Annotated in this window: 12 protein-coding genes and 1 pseudogene; 7 read left to right on the top strand and 6 right to left on the bottom strand. The window is 43.5% G+C overall.

Annotated elements, in window-relative coordinates; genetic code table 11:
• Positions 1-41: 41 nt before the first annotated feature.
• Both NDI48_01995 and NDI48_01990 read left to right on the top strand, forming a co-directional pair.
• On the top strand, positions 42-527 hold the full coding sequence (locus NDI48_01995; protein MEP0829972.1) for an allophycocyanin subunit alpha-B: 486 nt from the start codon (positions 42-44) through the stop codon (positions 525-527).
• Between the two features lie 483 nt (positions 528-1,010).
• Positions 1,011-1,460 (top strand): hypothetical protein, encoded by a 450-nt coding sequence (locus NDI48_01990; protein MEP0829971.1) that lies wholly within the window; start codon positions 1,011-1,013, stop codon positions 1,458-1,460.
• A 56-nt stretch (positions 1,461-1,516) separates the two neighbouring features.
• Here the strand turns inward: NDI48_01990 and NDI48_01985 are convergent, their stop codons facing one another.
• Entirely contained in the window at positions 1,517-2,284 is a 768-nt protein-coding gene (locus NDI48_01985) for a hypothetical protein (GenBank protein ID MEP0829970.1), read from the bottom strand.
• A 259-nt stretch (positions 2,285-2,543) separates the two neighbouring features.
• On the opposite strand from NDI48_01985, the gene NDI48_01980 reads away from it, so the two are divergent.
• Positions 2,544-2,948: a tetratricopeptide repeat protein gene (locus NDI48_01980; protein ID MEP0829969.1), complete on the top strand. Its 405-nt coding sequence runs from the start codon at positions 2,544-2,546 to the stop codon at positions 2,946-2,948.
• A 49-nt stretch (positions 2,949-2,997) separates the two neighbouring features.
• Here the strand turns inward: NDI48_01980 and NDI48_01975 are convergent, their stop codons facing one another.
• On the bottom strand, positions 2,998-3,969 hold the full coding sequence (locus NDI48_01975; protein ID MEP0829968.1) for an FkbM family methyltransferase: 972 nt from the start codon (positions 3,967-3,969) through the stop codon (positions 2,998-3,000).
• Between the two features lie 56 nt (positions 3,970-4,025).
• Between NDI48_01975 and NDI48_01970 the strand changes: the two genes are divergently transcribed.
• Positions 4,026-7,052 (top strand): glycosyltransferase, encoded by a 3,027-nt coding sequence (locus tag NDI48_01970; GenBank protein ID MEP0829967.1) that lies wholly within the window; start codon positions 4,026-4,028, stop codon positions 7,050-7,052.
• 29 nt (positions 7,053-7,081) lie between these two features.
• On the top strand, positions 7,082-10,378 hold the full coding sequence (locus NDI48_01965; protein ID MEP0829966.1) for a hypothetical protein: 3,297 nt from the start codon (positions 7,082-7,084) through the stop codon (positions 10,376-10,378).
• Positions 10,379-10,430: 52 nt separating this feature from the next.
• On the opposite strand, the gene NDI48_01960 is transcribed toward NDI48_01965, so the two are convergent.
• The 4 genes and pseudogenes from NDI48_01960 to NDI48_01945 form a co-directional block, all read right to left on the bottom strand.
• On the bottom strand, positions 10,431-12,680 hold the full coding sequence (locus NDI48_01960; protein MEP0829965.1) for an O-linked N-acetylglucosamine transferase, SPINDLY family protein: 2,250 nt from the start codon (positions 12,678-12,680) through the stop codon (positions 10,431-10,433).
• 115 nt (positions 12,681-12,795) lie between these two features.
• Positions 12,796-13,224, bottom strand: a complete 429-nt coding sequence (locus NDI48_01955) for a type IV pilin-like G/H family protein (GenBank protein ID MEP0829964.1) — start codon at positions 13,222-13,224, stop codon at positions 12,796-12,798.
• A pseudogene (locus NDI48_01950) lies at positions 13,198-13,320 on the bottom strand (prepilin-type N-terminal cleavage/methylation domain-containing protein). The gene NDI48_01955 and the pseudogene NDI48_01950 overlap by 27 nt, the downstream one beginning before the upstream one ends.
• A gap of 158 nt (positions 13,321-13,478) precedes the next feature.
• On the bottom strand, positions 13,479-14,801 hold the full coding sequence (locus tag NDI48_01945; GenBank protein MEP0829963.1) for a methyltransferase domain-containing protein: 1,323 nt from the start codon (positions 14,799-14,801) through the stop codon (positions 13,479-13,481).
• Positions 14,802-15,062: 261 nt separating this feature from the next.
• On the opposite strand from NDI48_01945, the gene trxB reads away from it, so the two are divergent.
• Both trxB and NDI48_01935 read left to right on the top strand, forming a co-directional pair.
• Positions 15,063-16,463, top strand: coding sequence for a thioredoxin-disulfide reductase (trxB, locus tag NDI48_01940; protein MEP0829962.1), 1,401 nt, complete (start codon positions 15,063-15,065; stop codon positions 16,461-16,463).
• A 249-nt stretch (positions 16,464-16,712) separates the two neighbouring features.
• Entirely contained in the window at positions 16,713-17,876 is a 1,164-nt protein-coding gene (locus NDI48_01935) for a glycosyltransferase (protein ID MEP0829961.1), read from the top strand.
• Positions 17,877-17,878: the final 2 nt, after the last annotated feature.

The raw sequence follows: 17,878 nt of genomic DNA, 5'->3' as shown, positions 1-17,878 counted from the left end.
AGTCGTTAAACTACAAATGTTACCTAAGTTAACCCGATAAGATGAGCGTAGTTAGCCAAGTTATTCTCAGAGCAGACGACGAACTCCGATATCCGAGCTCCGGCGAACTCAAGAGTATCAATGAGTTTTTGAAAACGGGCGAACAGCGGACGCGGATTGCTTCCACGCTAGCTGAAAATGAGAAAAAGATCGTTCAAGAGGCCAGTAAGCAGCTTTGGCAGAAACGTCCCGACTTCATTTCTCCCGGCGGAAATGCCTATGGAGAGAAGCAGCGGGCACTATGCTTACGCGACTACGGCTGGTATTTACGACTGATTACCTATGGGGTGTTGTCTGGTGACAAAGAACCCATTGAAAAAATTGGTCTGATTGGGGTGCGGGAAATGTACAACTCCCTCGGTGTCCCCGTCGCCGGGATGGCTGAATCAATCCGTTGTTTAAAAAATGCTTCTGTGAGCTTGCTGAGCCAGGAAGATGCCTTAGCAGCGGCTCCTTACTTTGATTACATCATTCAAGCCATGTCCTAATTTTTGGGCAAAAGCACCTTCGTTGTTAGTCAATAGTAACCAGTTCAACGCCAGGTTGAAAGTTAGCAGGTTGAAAAGTTGGCAGGTTGGAAAATGTACTCCCCTGGTCGTTACGGTCAGTTGAGACGTTCTAACCTTCTAACCTTTAACGTTCTAACCTTCAACCGGCTAGCCTTGCCTACTCCTAATCTTCAGCAACAGCTATGCTGAACCCACCCTTGACTCAGAACTTCAGACAAAACACCGACAGCTTCTACAGGAGAATCTGCCGGCTCATTGTGTGTTCCCTATTGATGACTCGCGTCGAGTTCAGTCGTTCTTTAGTATGCAAAAGCCTGTAATGTGTATAGGGCGATCTGGATCAGCCGACCTTTGTGAATCTGATCACTCTCAAAAACTCCCAAAAAAGCATATTCACTGCTTTCCACTCCGCTTTTCGGAAACGATTACACTCGCTATAGCTCACCTTGAGCCCTGTCCCTCGTGAAGAAACTGCCCTGGACTTCACTGTTGCTTCTGCTATGTACCTATAGCATCTTTGGTTGGTTGATCACAGCCTCGGATAGTTCTGGGTTAATTTGGCTGATGGGAGCAGCATATACCTTGCTAATTAGTTCCGCCATGACGGCTCCTTGGGAGCTGCTGAAGGGATTTTATGGGAATTTCCTGCAATCTGATAGCAGAGCGTTTGTATCTGTGATTGTTGGAGCTTTTGTAGCTGTTGTCATCATGCATTGGATCGAGGTTTTTTTCCGAGTTCTGGTTCTGATCTCTGCTAGTGCGTTGGCTAGGTTAGATCTTCAGACGGAAAGTTACAACAAATGGCAAGCCTTTGGGATTCTCCTTGTCGTTTCCCTAACTGGTTTTGGTTTAGGTATCTTGGCGAAGCTGTGGGATTGGCCTATTGACACCAAGAATTTACTCCCTGGGTGAAGAGCATATTGCTTCGGGAGGAAATAATCTTTGACCTAATTCAGAGGTGTTGAAGCTCAATCGCTCTGTGGTGGTCGAATTTTTACCTCTCCTTGAGGTGTCACAATCACTTGACCTCCTAACGCTTCAATGCGGGTTATAACAATCTGACGAGTCCGCTCATCCGTGACGTTACTGAATATCATTGCCCAAGCTCCCACTTGAGCCGACTTACTCAAAGGGTTACGGGCTAGAAACTGAGCCGTTTGGAGTGAAAATGCGGCGATTTTCTGACTTTCTGGAGCGGGATAGAGGGTTGCCCACTCGGCTGCTTTCTCAAAAGATTGTCTTGCTGCCTGAGGATTGCCTAAAAACAACAACTCATCAATTCCCTTAAGACGCCAAACGTAGTAGGACTTGGGGGGTGACTTGGGAGACATTGACTTTAACCCCTGTTCCATCAAAGCGACTGATAAATCTGGCTTTGCAGCGTACAAAGAAATACTGGTAGACAGAGGGATGTAAGCACCTAAAAACCGGGGATCGCGAGCAATAATAATTTTGAAGTAGTCTGGAGAGAGAGCATAACCCGTTTGTAAACGAGCATTATCATCTCCGAAATATTGTAGGAAATTCAGGAAGACCCAATCGGCTAGCAAATTGTCAAAGCCAAAAGCCGGAGTTTGCCCAAGGAGATTGAGACGTAAGTTCTCAGAGTTGACTTCTCGCTGGAGAGCTTCGGGTGTTGCGTCTTGGGTTCCGCTCCTCAGAGCGTTCAGCTGAGGAACCTGTAGCATACCAACGGCTAAAACACACACTACAGCAATAATAGATGTGGGAACCACTTGACTTAGGCTGTGACGAGATGGGGAAAGCATAAACACATCAGTCAACTACTGAGCGATTATAGTTTTCAGCAGGCGCTACTCAGCTGCCACGGTGGAAAATTTAACTGGGGGCGATTGCCTACGGCACCAGCTCTCGCTGATCGCTAAAGGCCATGAACTGGGTAAGTTAAAGATAGCTCTTTCACTGACCCCCAAGGTGCATGAACAAGCCAAAAAGCTCGATGATCCATAACCTGACATAACTTTAGACTAGGGCATGACTCAAAATACATCTTCTCAGAAACCTCTAATGCGGTTTCTCATCATCCTTTCCGGCTTAGCCTTTGCTGGTACCTCAATATTTGGTATGGCTGAGCTATTCATGAAGGGCTTCCAAGAACCTCCAAAAAATGCTCAGACAGCTACCCCCTCGCCCAACTCTCAACTGAAAGAGATAGAAAAGGGATATGAAAGAGTTTTAGAGCGGGAACCAGAGAATCAGTTTGCTTTGCAAAAGTTAGTTGAAATTCGGATACAGATGAACGACCTAGAGGGGGCAGTTGCACCGATGGAGAAGCTGGCTAAGTTAAATCCTGATAATGCTCAATACAAAGCATTGCTGACGGGAATCAAGGAGCGCGTCGGTACAGCAGGTACAACAGGGAAAAAGGGCGATCGCTAAAATAGGAGTATACCAGCATTGAACATGACAATGCGGGTATGAAAATTAATTAAAGGCGAGTACGAATATTAGTAACTACAGGTAGAGAGTCCAATCCTCGTTCAACTAACTCTGGCAGTTGGGATAAACTTTTAATAATGGGGTTAGCTAAGTTGTATTTCGGATCATCACCATGATGCACCGTCAAATATTCTAGTAATTCCAAAGCATAGTCAGGAAAGCCAAGAATGTCAGCGATACAAGCTAATTTTAATATGTGCAATGGTGTTTTTAAGGGGCTATTAATATCTTCTCGAATTAAATCTCTAAAGTATAAAGCGTCTGCCCAAAGTAATTGACCTCCACGCTTCGGTGAATAAATCGGTGATCGAGAACGGGTATATCGGCTACACCCTTCTAGATCGAATAGCGTAAAGTCTTTTTTTCGGAGATAAATGTCTATATCAGCAAATAAAGGTTGATTCATGTAAAGAGCAGAAAATTCAACTTCTGTCTGAATGGCTAAAACACTACGACTTAATAACAAAGATGCACCTTTTAATACATCCAGATCAGCTCCTTGAACATCTATTTGCAAAAAGTCTATTTCGTTAATACCTTCCTGCTGACAGTAAGTGTCTAATGTTGTCGTTTCCATCTCAAGAGTAAGGTTTACCCTAAAAGAATCTGGAATAATTTGAGTAAACCGCGCCAAATAAGTACTATTAGGTGGATATAAAGAGGTGCAAGCTAACTGTTCGGTAACATATAAGGTAGATTCTCCTACAGAACTATTTAGAGCCAGAGGGATATGTTTCTCTTTCCAATTGACCTGCCGTACTGCTATATCGGTATTAGCTTCTTCACAAACATCATCATCAGCATCAAATCCGTAAATAGTCAGATTAGGTGCCAGTAACCTCCAGTCAGCCGAACCATAATCATCACCAATTGATAATTTGCGAGAACCAACAATACCCACCGTCATAAAAACATTATCAAGCTTTCCACTTTCTTTGAGACTAGCGAGGAAAAATGACATAATTAAACTCCTTATTAAGCTATTTTTATAATGCTTGATTGATTTTTGTAAAGCGTATGCCTAGCATTTCTGTTTGTATGATGGTGCAAAATGCAGAAAAAACCCTAGCAATTGCCCTAGAATCTTTGAATTATGTTTATGATGAATTGATAATTGTTGACGGAGGTAGCAATGATGGAACTTGTGACATTGCTTTAAGGTATGGGAGCCGAATCATTCACTCTCCTTGGACTGGTAACCATTCTCAACAAAGAAATATTTATTTGCAGGAAGTAAAAACTGATTGGGTTTTTGTATTGGATTCCGATGAATTTATAGATAAAGAAACTCTCAATCTTTTGATAAATATAAAGGAAAAAGGAAATGCCTTGGAAACCCAACAGGAAGGCAATCCAATAGAAGTTGACAATTTGTGGATAACAAGAAAGTGGATTAGTCCATTTAGTAAGCAACATTATATCGCTCAGAATCCTCATTATCCCGATCCCCAGCGCCGTTTGTTTAAATACAATAAAAATCTTTACTATTCTGGAAAAATCCATGAATTTATTCACGAATTAAAGCATTCAGGTGTGTTTATAGAAGGGGTAAGTATATATCATTTAGATTTATTTATAAATTCTGAGCTTTGCAGAAAACAAAAGGTCATGCAGTATTCTCAGGTAACTTCAAAAGATGGGATGCCACATTACTATTTACCTAACACTAATGATCTCAAGTTAAAAAAATGGAAAAGTAAGGATCTTCTGCCATCTGTAAAAAAAATACTGGACAATATTCCCATGAAATGCAAAGTTTGTGAAGCCGAATCCTTGAAAATTGCCAATTCTAAATTACTAAATAAATATTATGTAGATTATTTTCAGTGTTCAAGCTGCGGGTTCATCCAAACAGAGGAACCTTACTGGCTCAAAGAAGCTTATTCATCACCCATAGCAAAGAGTGATGTTGGATTAGTTTTTAGGAACACTAATTTTTCGCGAATAACTAGCGAACTGATCTTTAAGATTTTCGCTCATGAGGCCAAATTTTTAGACTATGGAGGCGGATATGGCTTGTTTGTTCGGATGATGAGAGATATGGGATTCGATTTCTATTGGCATGATACTTTTTGTCCTAATTTATTTGCGCTGGGGTTTGAAGTTGGGCAAAATGGAGATACTTATTATGAACTCGTTACAGCCTTTGAAGTATTTGAGCATTTCGTCAATCCTTTACCAGAAATTGAAAAAATATTAAAATTTTCTAAAAATATTTTGTTCAGTACTGAATTGCTGCCCGACAATAACCCTAAGCCACATGAATGGTGGTACTATGCACCTGAAGAAGGTCAGCATATTTCTCTTTATACAAACAAGGCCCTGCTTTTCATAGCGGAGAAGTTTAGCCTTAATCTTTACTCCAAAGGTTCAACTCTCCACTTGCTAACTGAAAAAAAATTATCGGCTTCTCAAATTGAGAATTTATTTCGTTTTGAACAGATAGAACTGGAAAAAGAGTCACTAATCTCCAAAGATTACTTGAAAGCTCTGGCTTATTTGGATGATAGCGAAACTATTAGTAGTTCAAACAAGAAGAAACAAGAACGTCAAGAAGCAAGCAAAACAAATATAAAAATTATAGTAGATGGCGTATTTTTTCAGTTATATCAAACCGGAATTGCTAGATTATGGAAATCTTTATTAGAGGAGTGGAGTGATAATGATTTCGGTCGGTATCTAGTTATATTAGATCGAGCTGGAACTGCCCCAAAAATTTCTGGTCTCTGGTATCGGACTGTATCCCAATATGACTACAACAACACAGAAGCCGACCGGAGTATGCTACAGCAAGTATGCGATGAAGAAGAAGCTAACCTATTTATTTCAACTTATTATACAACACCCCTATCTACTCCTTCTGTGTTCATGGCATACGATATGATTCCAGAATACATGGGATGGGATCTTAATCATCCCATGTGGGTAGAGAAACACTACGGAATTAAACACGGCTGTGACTATATAGCTATCTCAGAAAATACGGCAAACGATCTAGCAAATTGGTTTCCTGAAATTCCTGTAGAGTCAATAACCATTGCCCATAGCGGAGTCAAAGCAGTTTTTTCCCCTGCAAACGTTGAAACTATAAATTATTTCAAAAATAAGTACGGCATTACCAGACCCTACTTTATATTAGTTGGGGCTGGCAGTGGCTATAAAAACTCAATTTTGTTCTTCAAAGCGTTTGCCCAACTTGTTAGTAAACACGGCTTTGAAATTGTCTGTACTGGAAGCGGAACTTTACTAGAACCAGAATTTAGAACTTATACATTAGGCAGCGCCGTTCATATGCTGCAACTTAGTGATGAAGAATTGCGAGTTGCTTATTCTGGGGCTGTGGCGCTGATTTATCCATCGAAGTACGAAGGGTTTGGTTTGCCTGTACTTGAGGCAATGGCTTGTGCTTGTCCAGTTATTACTTGCCCCAATGCTTCTATTCCTGAAGTAGCGGGGGAAGCGGCTATATACGTGAATGATGAGGATGTTGATGGAATGGTTGATGCTCTTTGTGAAGTCCAAAAGCCTGATATTCGTAAATCTTTGATAGCCGCCGGACTTCAACAAGCGCAAAAGTTCTCATGGTCAAAAATGGCAAGAATCGTGAGTTCTGTATTAATCGATGCCACTCTTAGACCCTTAAAGTTGAAAGACATCAATTTAATTATCTTCCCGAATTGGTCTCAATCCGAAGACTCACTGGAAATAGCAATCGAACGAGTACTCGCGGTGATCGCCAATCATCCGGATAGAAGTAAGATGACGATTCTGATAGATACCAACGGCATTTCTGAAGAGGATGCCAATCTGGCTTTGTCGGGAATTGTGATGAATCTGCTCATGCAGGGTCTAGATGTAACTGAAGGACTGGAAATTTCTCTGGTTAGCAATCTGGAAGACATCCAGTGGGAAGCGCTTTTGCCTCGCCTCAAGGCTCGCATTATCTTGGAGAATGAAAATGAACAAGCGATCGCTAAAGTGAAAGCGGGGAGTCTTCCCAGCTGCGATCTCGATAGTCTGTTAGAGATGCGAACTTTGCAGTAAAATTCAGCCAAATTGGCGCAATTTGAACAATGAACGATGCTCTTGCTAACGTCCCATCCCCTCCTCAATGTTCCTTTGAAGGTCAAATATTTTTTTATTGCCTGCCAAGCGGTTACCAGCCTTTAAGCATCTGTCTGGCTGAAGGACTCAAGCAACTAGGAATTCCGTTTTACTCCAATGTCGATTTTTGGAAGATTTCACCTGAGAGAGAAGACTATCTATTTCGCTATCATCCCAACATGACTCCCGATGATTGTACCGTTGTCGTCGTCGAAAAAGGATGGGTTATCCAACATCATTCTCTTCCAGAAAATCTTTTTCACCCAGGGCGCAACTATATAACGGTCTATTTAGATGATATGGATGGGCCGATTTCGCCCGCTTGGTATCCAGCTTCTCGAAATTTTGACTTCATCTTTAGAACCCATTTAAATAGCCAAGCGGAGTATCCTACTAACTTTTTGCCATGGGTTTTTGGGCTTTCTAATCGTGTACTTAGAGAAACTTGCAATCTACCAGATTTCCAGCAGCGAAACAAATACATGCTGGCGAATTTCCGCGTTACTCAAGACAAAATCACATTGATGTATTTTGGAGATGTTCAGCCTCCCCTGCCTCCAGGAATGGCTAGAATCAACTCGACGCAGCTAAAGGTTGAGCATCCTCTGAGAAAGCTGTTTGGCGAACAGTTCTGTTCCCGCTTTCAGGCGATTTTACCAGTTGAAGATACCGTTGACTATTTTGATGAACCCCCCTCAGACCCTTATCACTACTTACAGTGGCAGCAAACCGATCGGCGTCATTACCCGAATTACTACCAACGATTGAAAGCGGCAGCAGCTTGCGCTGCTTTTGGCGGATATCTGGTTCCACCCAGAGATAGCCAACCTCCTTACTTGGAATGGTGGGATAGCTGGCGATTTTGGGAGTCCTTGGCAGCGGGATGCGTGACCTTTCATGTTGATTTACAGAAGTATGGTGCTGTCTTGCCAGTAATGCCGGAGAACTGGCGGCACTACATCGGCATTGATTTAGATAATATCGAGGATACCGTTCACCGCATTGCCAGCGATCCAGGACTTTTAGAACGCATTTCTGTAGCAGGACACCAGTGGGCAATTGAAAATTATAGTCCGGTTCCTACGGCGGTTCGGTTTCTGGAGACGATCAGGGGAAACCCTTTGTCGGGAGATAGCAGATTATGGAGAAAGGACTATTCCCTTACGCTTTCACTCCCGGTTCATCTGAGCGAAATTAACTACATTATTTTTCCCAATTGGTCACAGCCAGAAGAGTCGCTTATCGTAGACTTAGAACGGGTTTTTCGTTGGATCGCATCTCACCCAGATAAAAACCAGATGACTTTGCTCATCGACACTAGCGGCATTTCTGAGGAGGATGCCAATCTGATTGTGTCCGGTGCTGCAATGAATCTGCTGATGGAAGAGGATTTAGATGTTACTCAAGGACTAGAAATTTCTCTGGTTCACAGGCTGGGGGAAATTCAGTGGCAAGCGCTTCTGCCTCGCATCCAGGCTCGAATTATTCTAGAAAATGAAAATCAGCAGGCGATGGCACAAGCTAAAGCAGAAACGCTTCAAGTCTATGAATTAGATAGCCTGATCAATAAACAATCTGGACAGGTTCTTCCTCCACTCAGCCACGAACTATTCCAGCAAGCTAAATGGCAGGAGGCAATTGACTACTATGAAAAAATTATAGAAGCTCAAACGGGAACTCCTGAGCTTTATTGGTGCTTAAGTGAGTGTTTTAGACAACTTAATCGTCCCGAACGTGCGTCGAGTATTCTTCAAGAAGGAATCCAGATTTACGGGACAGTCGGCAATTTTTATTTTTCAGCTATCATCAATTTGCAGCTTAATGGTTATATTCAAGAATCTTTATCTTGTGCAAATACTGCCTGCCAGCTTTTACCCCATGATTATACATTTAAACTCCTTAAAAACTTACTTTTACCGATTATCTACCAGACTTCAGAAGAAATTAACCTTCATCGACAGCGATTTATAAAAGGATTACAAACATTAATTCAGCAGACCTCTTTAGAAACTCCTGAAGAACAGAAAAATGCGCTAGCAGGTATTGCTCGGTTCACAAATTTTTACCTTTCCTATCAGAATCAAAATGACAGAGAGCTTTTAGGTCAGTATGGAACGTTAGTCCATCAAATCATGGCAGCTAACTATCCTAACTGGATTGCTCCTTTGTCAATGCCACCGCTTAAAGATAATCAAAAAATTCGCATTGGCTACGTTTCTAACTATTTTCACGCTTATAGTGGCACACTTTGGTTAACGGGTTGGTTGCGATACTGTGACAAAGAAAATTTTGAAATTTACTGTTATTACATTGGGGATTATATAGATCCAGTTACCCAACAGTTTCAAAACTCTAGTGATGTGTTCCACCATTTTCCTCATAATTTGGAAGCTACCTGTGAACAAATCATTGCCGATCAACTTCACATCCTGGTATTTCCCGAAATTGGTATGAACCCGCAAACCCTGCAAATCGCAGCGCTGCGGCTTGCGCCAATCCAATGCGTTGCTTGGGGTCATCCCGTTACATCCGGTTTGCCAACAATGGATTACTTTTTATCTAGTGAGTTAATGGAGTCGGAAAAGGCTCAAGACCATTATTCAGAAACCCTAATTCGGTTACCCAATATTGGTGTTTCTTATCCCAAACCTTACATTCCAACAGTGACAAAAACTAGAGCTGATTTTCAGTTACGGGATGATGCGGTTATTTATCTATGCTGTCAAGCTCCTTTTAAGTACCTACCGCACTATGATTTTGTGTTTGCTGAAATCGCTCGTCGTGTTCCTCAATCTCAATTCTTGTTTCTTCGTGGTCATTTACTTAAACCGCGCCTAAACCGTGCTTTTGCGGAGGTGGGACTCAAGAGCGAGGATTACTGTGTATTCCGCACCATTCCAGAGCGGTTTGATTATCTGATGATTAATTTACTCTCAGATGTATATCTAGATACGTTCAGCTGGTCAGGTGGGAATACAACATTAGAGGCGATCGCGTGCAATCTTCCCGTCGTCACCTGTCCGGGAGAATTCATGCGAACTCGTCACTCCGACAGTTTTCTAAAAAGGCTGGGAGTAACGGACACAATCGCTCAAAATGAAGCAGAATACATTGAAATAGCTGTGAAATTAGGTCTAGACCCCACTTGGCGACGTCACGTTGCTGATCGCATGAACGAGCGTCACAACTATCTCTATGACGACAAAGCCTGTATTGCAGGGCTTGAAGCATTATACAAACAGGTCGTTCGGGAACGTCTGGCGTAGCTAAAAGAAACTCCACTGGGGTTCGTAGTTGTAGCTTAAGCGCTAAAGCCAACTACAAGCCTTTTGGACTAGCGCCAGCATACCTCTGCCACATTTGCTCGTAAGCTTTTTCCATCTCATGGGTAAACTGCTTGCCATTCCATAGAGGTGCGGTTTTCCTTGACTGCCACAGTTTCCAGGCTATATTTTGCCGTAGTGCCTCGTCTTTACCCAGGCGTACTCCCCACTCGACATAGTCTTCATCTGTCCAGGCAATGCCTTCTGTAATGCTAGCATTCATCATCATGGTGTAGCTGTTACGCGCCGCAAATTGTTCGCCCACTCGCGTTACTAAGGGAATGCACATCCAAAGGGTTTCGAGCGTTGTAGTTGCGCCGTTGTAGGGATAAGTATCCAATACCACATCTGCAATGCCTAAATTAGCACGATGAGTGGCTTCTGTGGCATCGGACGACAAAAATCGCAGGCGATCGCTCTCTACCCCTTCTTCTTCTGCTAGCTGGGTAAAGAAGCGTTTTATCGATTCTTTGTCAGATCCTCCTTTGATTAAGAAATAACTCTTAGGTACTTGTTTGAGAATTTTCATTTGCAGTCGTGCTGTATCGGGATGACGTTTGTATCCCCGTTGAGCACTCAGATAAACTACAGCATCGCTCTCAATCCCTAGATGTTCACGGCGTAGGGTTGGCACACCCACCTCAAAACCATCCACCGCAATATAAGTTTGAGGTAATCGCCAGATTTTTTCTTGGTAATACTCTTGGGCTGACTCCGGTAAAACATAAGGATCGGCAATAAAGTAATCAACGGCAGGGATTCCTGAAGCATCCCAACCCAACCAAGTCACTTGAATGGGTGCCGGTTTTAGCTGCATCACCTGATAGGTACCATCCAGGGTTAGGCTATCCAAATCAACGAGAATATCGATTTCATCCTGAAAAATTTCCTCGGCAACATCTCCGCTACCTTTTGATTTGTAAGTTTTGTGAACCTGCTTTAAATACCAATCGTGTAAAGGGTCAAAGATTGGGTCGCAAGCCATGCAATAGGCGTAGAGTTGAAAACGCTCACGGTCATGATGCTGAAATAACCATCGTGCTAGCCAGCCCACCGAATGCAATCTGAAACAGTGAGAGATGTAGCCAATTTTAAGCGGTTTCGTCGTTACCCCTGACCCTTGCTGCCCTGCATGTCGCTGGCGATATCGTTCAGCTTGCTCCTTTGCCTCAATTTCTGTATTGGTTTGGCAAAATGCCGATAATTGATTCTGAAGTTGCCTAAATTGCCTCGGCTTGTCTTGAAAATACGGTGCAAAAAAATTTGAATTGAGTAGACGCGAGATGATAATTGATGGCAGCGGTGTGCGATGTTTCTCAATGACTTCGCTTAAGAGGGACTGTTGCCGTTTAAAGATTGTCAAGGCTTCTTGCCAATTCCCGGCAGCACTCATCAACCCTCTCAAAATCACCGAGTTAGCAGCGGTTTTATCAGGCAAGGATTCTAAGAGAGAATAATAGAGTTTAGCTGTTTCTATCCCCCGCTCGAATTGATCGGAATTTTGATAACAATGGGCTAAGTGACGCAGACACTCCAGATTTTTCGGGTCTAAACGTACACCCAACTCTAAAAAGCGTGCAGCGATTCCAGGCTGACTGTAAGAGTAGGCTATTTCTACTGCCGTTGGCAGCAGGAGATTGAGAAAGTGATATAACCTCGTTCTTTGTGTAATATACGGCAAACAAGCTTCTGCCAATTCCACCGAGGAGGGAAGCACAGGGGCATACTCTAAAACACTCTGCAACCCCGAAAGTAATATGTCCCAGTCTACGTCTATGAGTGGCTCCGACTTGAGCAGTTCAATGATACCCAACTCGATTAATTCATCACCCGTATAGGTATCTTGCTTGATTGCCAACTGCACGAGGCGTAACAAATTATTAATATCTGTGGGACAAATTTCCCGAATGTGATGCCGAATCGTCAAAGCAGCAGCCTCGTCTTCAAGAGTCTCCCGCCGATTCGCCTCTTGTTGCAGCACCTCATGCAATTCTTCTGTCCACTGCTCAACGTGACTGGAGTCCCCCTCCATCATCCCCATCAACCAAGTGGTTTGGGCTTCTGACTCTTGCCCCTGCAACAGCAATACTAGCCCCAGGTACCAATAGTGAAACTTAACATCCGGTTCGGCTGCTATTGCCTGTTCGTAAAGCGTTGCGGCTTGATGGTAGTTTCCTTGCAGCAGGAACTGATAGCCCTGCTTCTGCCATTGCTTGTGAGTTAGGATTGAAGACTGATCGCTCATGAAAAAACGCTTCCAATAGAGAAAAGTGAGTAGTTTAGAGTCACACTACTCACTTCTCTGCAAAACTCTAGCTCGTACTGACCGGGAATACTCCAGCTAAAATACAACTTCTGTCTTACTTGTTGCCAGTTCCAGCCAAGTCCTTGTAGCCTGATGGACAACTAGTACCGTTGGTAAGAGTGGATACGTTTGATACGTTCTCCGCAGCATTTGAGGTGGGGGTATTAGACTCGCAAGCAAAGGCAACTGTGAGAGCTTCACCCGTTTGGGTGTTTCCTATAACAGTACCCACAATTCCAGTATAGGCTTTGAGTCCCTTCTTGTTTAGAGCTGGGTCTGAATAAGCCTTGCTGTTAATTACGCCACTGGCATCCGCGATCGTGTAAAAGAAATTGGTCGTTTGGGTTTTAATCCCGACGCCGAGTTGAGTGAGGTCAGTTGTAAATTCTTGATACTCCAGGAAGTAAGCCTGTTGCGCCCGGTTGATAGCACCAACATTATTTTTGGCTTCCGCTTGCTTGGCTTTATTAACCTGACCAAGCAACGAGGGTAGGGCAATAGCCGCTAGAATACCGATGATGATAATGACGACCAACAGCTCAATCAGCGTGAAGCCCTCATCTTTTTTCTGGCGGTTCAGGTATTGCAGGAACTTGGCTTGAAATTCCGGCTTCATAGTAATTCTCTCCTTGAGGTCTGTGATGCTTGATGAATAACGCCTGGATGTAGCTTACCCAGTCTCTTGGCTTTTCCTATCACCCACCTCAAAAAATTTTGCCGGGTGCCATCTTGAACCACTCATGATTGACGTTCTAACAGTACATATCCCCATTCTTCTAGCCCACTCAGCGTCTCTGTAAGGACTTCAAGAGCCTCCTCTTGAGTGGTTGGCTCCAAAGTTATAGGATTAACGGGTCTTAATTGCAGCCATCGTGCCACTAGAGACGGCAGATCCTGAACTGACTCCCATAGGGGTAATAGGCAAGCCGCAACAGTACTATCCACTAGACTCGACTGTGCCGTTACCTGTAGATACTGACTGATTTCAAAGGGTTGCAGTTGGGTTACGCATCTGATCAGTTCTGCCTGGATTTCAGGTCTTCTCATCTGGGGATGGAGATAAACCTTAGTGTTATGCCAGTCCGAAGCTGTCCACTCAGTCATGGGTACAAAAGGTTGAGCTTGATTCGGATGTCCGCACCAGAAATCCAACACCCGGTGGATGGGATTTAATAGTTCAAACAAATGCAGCCGCTCCTCTGCTGAAGTCTCTGGTAAGCTCAATGCTAAAAATACGGGAAGATTGTCTGGGTCTTTGAACAAATCCATCAGTTCCCATTTCCGCCAACTGACCATGCTGATAAATTCCAGATCCGCAGCTCTTAATGCAGAAAACATGCCTGGAATAGTAAAGCCTTTGTCACCCAGAAGTAACTGATTAGTAAGGACAGCCTCTTTATTCTCTTCAAATACAGAACCCCAAGTTTGCCGTTTCAGCACCACTTTATCTTTTAAAGCGTTCATGGTTTCATGAACTAATTCAATCTCCATTTCTCGTGGATTTCCTTCCATCAAGCCCATCATTTTAAAGACTTCTTGAGCGCGGAAATAATTTGCTCTATTGATTGCGCTATGAAGATTGGATCGGATAATTCCCTCAGGTTTTAACACGGACTGCATCGCTTTTAAACCAATGACTGGGTCGGGTAAGAGATAAAGAACTTCATCACAGTTGATATAGTCAAATTCAATCCCTAAATTAGGGACATTTTCGAGCGCCAATGCATGGAAATCAACATTTGTAAAGCCGTGATATTCTAATCTTTTTTCAGCAAGATTAACAGATTCTTCGGATAAATCCACACCAATAATCTTTGCACCAGGATTAGATTCGGCTAAAACTAAGGATGTAAATCCAGTTCCACATCCTGCATCTAAAATAAATTTCCCTTCGGTTGTAATAACTTTCTTATTTCTTAAATAATAGGGAGTTACTAAGTTTTGAATATAGATCCACCCTAAATTATCTTTGGGAGATTCTTCCAGAGGATTTCTCGGATAGGGGCTGTTATCGAATTGCTGACGAATTTTGTCGAGTGATTCAGAGGTATGTTTATCCATGGCACCTATGTTCATTAATGAAGAATTGTTTAAATCCTAGGAGCAGTCAACCTAGGAGGGATAGATTAACCCAGTTTAAGGATTCCCCTTTTGTCGTCAAGAATTAAACTCATCAGCTCAATTGCTTGCTGCCCTTGCCAATGCAGGCGACTGATAGAGGTTGATTGACCCCAGACTACACTAACAATCAAGGGGCTGCACGAGCGGATGAAAAACCGCTATACTGCAAATAAACGTAGTCGTTATGAGTTTGCTTAGTTTATGTCCAACCCAACTGTAGAAAATCTTGTAATCATTGGTTCTGGTCCTGCTGGTTATACGGCTGCCATCTATGCCGCACGGGCAAACCTGAAACCTGTTATGTTTGAAGGCTTTCAAGCTGGAGGGCTACCGGGTGGACAGTTGATGACTACGACGGAAGTAGAGAACTTTCCTGGTTTTCCGGAAGGGATTACGGGTCCACAACTGATGGAACGGATGAAAACGCAAGCTGAACGCTGGGGGACACAGTGCTATACAGAAGATGTCACGTTTGTGGATTTGAGCCAGCGTCCCTTTATTGTTCGTTCTGAGGAACGGGAATTTAGAACTCACAGCGTGATTATTGCCACGGGTGCTACAGCGAAACGGTTGGGGCTACCCAGTGAGAAGGTGTTCTGGAGCCGTGGAATCTCTGCTTGTGCGATCTGCGATGGTGCAACTCCAATTTTCCACGGTGCGGAACTGGCAGTCGTAGGGGCTGGTGACTCAGCGGCTGAAGAAGCGGTGTATTTGACAAAATACGGCGATCGCGTCCACTTGCTGGTACGTCGCGATCAGATGCGGGCGAGTAAAACTATGCAAGACAGGGTGTTAAACAACCCCAAAATTACGGTTCACTGGAACACTGAACCATTAGATATCTTCGGTGAGAATGATCGCATGACAGGGGTGAAACTCCGCGATACCAAGACAGGCGAAGAGCGTAACCTGCATGTTAAGGGGCTATTTTACGCGATCGGTCACACACCCAACACTTCCTTATTTAGAGGACAGCTAGAATTGGATGAAGTCGGTTACGTTGTGACCAAGCCAGGGTCAGTGGAAACCAGTGTAGAAGGTGTTTATGCCGCTGGCGATGTCCAAGATCACGAGTTTCGTCAAGCAATCACCGCAGCAGGGACGGGCTGTATGGCGGCAATGCTGGCAGAACGCTGGCTTTCGGTGAATCACTTGATTACTGAACACCATCAGCAGCTACAGTCCTCGGAAAGTCCACCCGCAGCTGAACTGACCCAAGAAGAGACGACAGCAACACCCGAAGGGACGTTGGATGTTAACAACACGCGGCATGAAGGTGGATATGCGTTGCGGAAGTTGTTCCATGAGAGCGATCGCCTGATTATGGTGAAGTATGTTTCTCCCTCCTGCGGTCCTTGCCGCACCCTAAAACCAATTCTTAACAGGGTGGTAGAAGAGTTTGAGGGCAAAATTCACTTTGTCGAAATTGATATTACGGAAGATCCAGACATTGCTGAGAATGCCCAGATCATAGGTACACCTACAGTGCAGTTCTTTAAAGATAAGGAATTATTGGAGCAGGTTCAAGGTGTCAAGTCCAAGAGTGAGTTTCGCCGGATAATTGAGAAGTATCTGCCAGCCAGTGTTTCAGCAAACAGTTAAGGTTAGCCTGGTAGCAACTCGCCGCTGGATTTAGCTGAGTTAAACTGAGTGTTTTTATTGAGTTGAATCCAGCTACTTTAATATATAGGTTGTCTTTATTTCTTTTCGTGGATTTATAGCAAAAGGCAGAGAGCAGACGGCAAACGGCAGAAGGGATGCATATTGACGGGTCTTGGTTTCAGTATGTGGCGAGAGTCCTAATCCCCTTGGCGACTGCTATTGTTAAAGCGGCAACAAAGAGGCTTATAGATGAATAAAATTCCAAAATCTCTCCCTAAATTGTCTCTCTGTATGATTGTCAAAAATGAACAACAAAATTTATCTCGTTGTTTAGATAGCGTTAAACCTTACGTTGACGAAATTATTATCATCGATACAGGTTCTCAGGATGGTACACCTGAGATCGCGCTTCACTATGGAGCAAATCTGAAGTTTTTCGAGTGGTGCGATGATTTTGCAGGGGCTCGGAATTATTCAATTTCCCAAGCCACTGGTAATTGGATTTTAGTACTTGATGCAGATGAGGAGCTAGTTGTAACCAAAGATGAGTTAAGAGGACAGCTAACTTCTCAGCCTGAATTTTTAGCCTATTCCTTAATCCGAACTGAAGTCCATGATCAAGAGGGGATGACCCCTTTATATACCCTTAGATTATTCCGCAATCTTCCAGAACTTAGATATGTCAATCGGTTTCATGAGCAACTACAGTATCAGAATCAACCGATTCAGCCGCACTTAATCGGACACCTAGAAAGCCCTAGGATTGTGCACTACGGTTATGCAGAGCAACAGGTACTACAGAAAAATCTCACCCGTAACATTCCCATCTTAGAATCTATCCGAAAGAAAGAAGGTCTGAGTTTAATGCTTCTGTACTGCCTTGCGGGAATGTATAACGCGACTCAGCAACCAGAGCAAGCTCAAGAATGCTATGTAGAAGCGTTTGAGCGACTCCTACCCAATTTAATCGAAGGAAATCCCCCTGAGGACTTCAAGTTTGTTCCCTCTCTTCTTTTTACCTTAGCAGGGCAATCTTTACAGCAGAAGGATTATGAAACGGCCAGATTGCTCTGTCAACGGGGTCTTGAATGGTGCGCCAATTTCCCACCCATAAACTATATTACTGGTTTTACTTTAATAGAATTAGGATTTCCGCTGGGAGCGATAACGTACTTCAAAACCTGTATTCAATTAGGCCAAGAGGGCAATTATTATACGGGAGAACCTTTTGAGTTGGGTTTCACGACAACGGAGCCAGCTTGTGGTTTAGGGGCAGCTTACTTAGCTATGAACCGCTGGCAGGAAGCAGAAGACTCCTTTGAACTTGCACTATCTTTCGATCCCAACTGCAACGTGGCTCAACAAAATTTGAACCAAATTAAACGACTCCTAGTAGAGCGCTCATCCTTTTAACC

The sequence above is a fragment of the Microcoleus sp. AS-A8 genome (assembly GCA_039962225.1).
GTDB lineage: Bacteria > Cyanobacteriota > Cyanobacteriia > Cyanobacteriales > Coleofasciculaceae > Allocoleopsis.
This window is presented reverse-complemented; position numbering and strand designations above follow the sequence as displayed.

Coding starts and splice junctions, on each gene's coding strand:
- NDI48_01995 (MEP0829972.1), top strand. CDS start 42: ATGAGCGTAGTTAGCCAAGTTATTCTCAGAGCAGACGACGAACTCCGA.
- NDI48_01980 (MEP0829969.1), top strand. CDS start 2,544: ATGACTCAAAATACATCTTCTCAGAAACCTCTAATGCGGTTTCTCATC.
- NDI48_01975 (MEP0829968.1), bottom strand. CDS start 3,969: ATGTCATTTTTCCTCGCTAGTCTCAAAGAAAGTGGAAAGCTTGATAAT.
- NDI48_01970 (MEP0829967.1), top strand. CDS start 4,026: ATGCCTAGCATTTCTGTTTGTATGATGGTGCAAAATGCAGAAAAAACC.
- NDI48_01965 (MEP0829966.1), top strand. CDS start 7,082: ATGAACGATGCTCTTGCTAACGTCCCATCCCCTCCTCAATGTTCCTTT.
- NDI48_01960 (MEP0829965.1), bottom strand. CDS start 12,680: ATGAGCGATCAGTCTTCAATCCTAACTCACAAGCAATGGCAGAAGCAG.
- NDI48_01945 (MEP0829963.1), bottom strand. CDS start 14,801: ATGGATAAACATACCTCTGAATCACTCGACAAAATTCGTCAGCAATTC.
- trxB (MEP0829962.1), top strand. CDS start 15,063: ATGTCCAACCCAACTGTAGAAAATCTTGTAATCATTGGTTCTGGTCCT.
- NDI48_01935 (MEP0829961.1), top strand. CDS start 16,713: ATGAATAAAATTCCAAAATCTCTCCCTAAATTGTCTCTCTGTATGATT.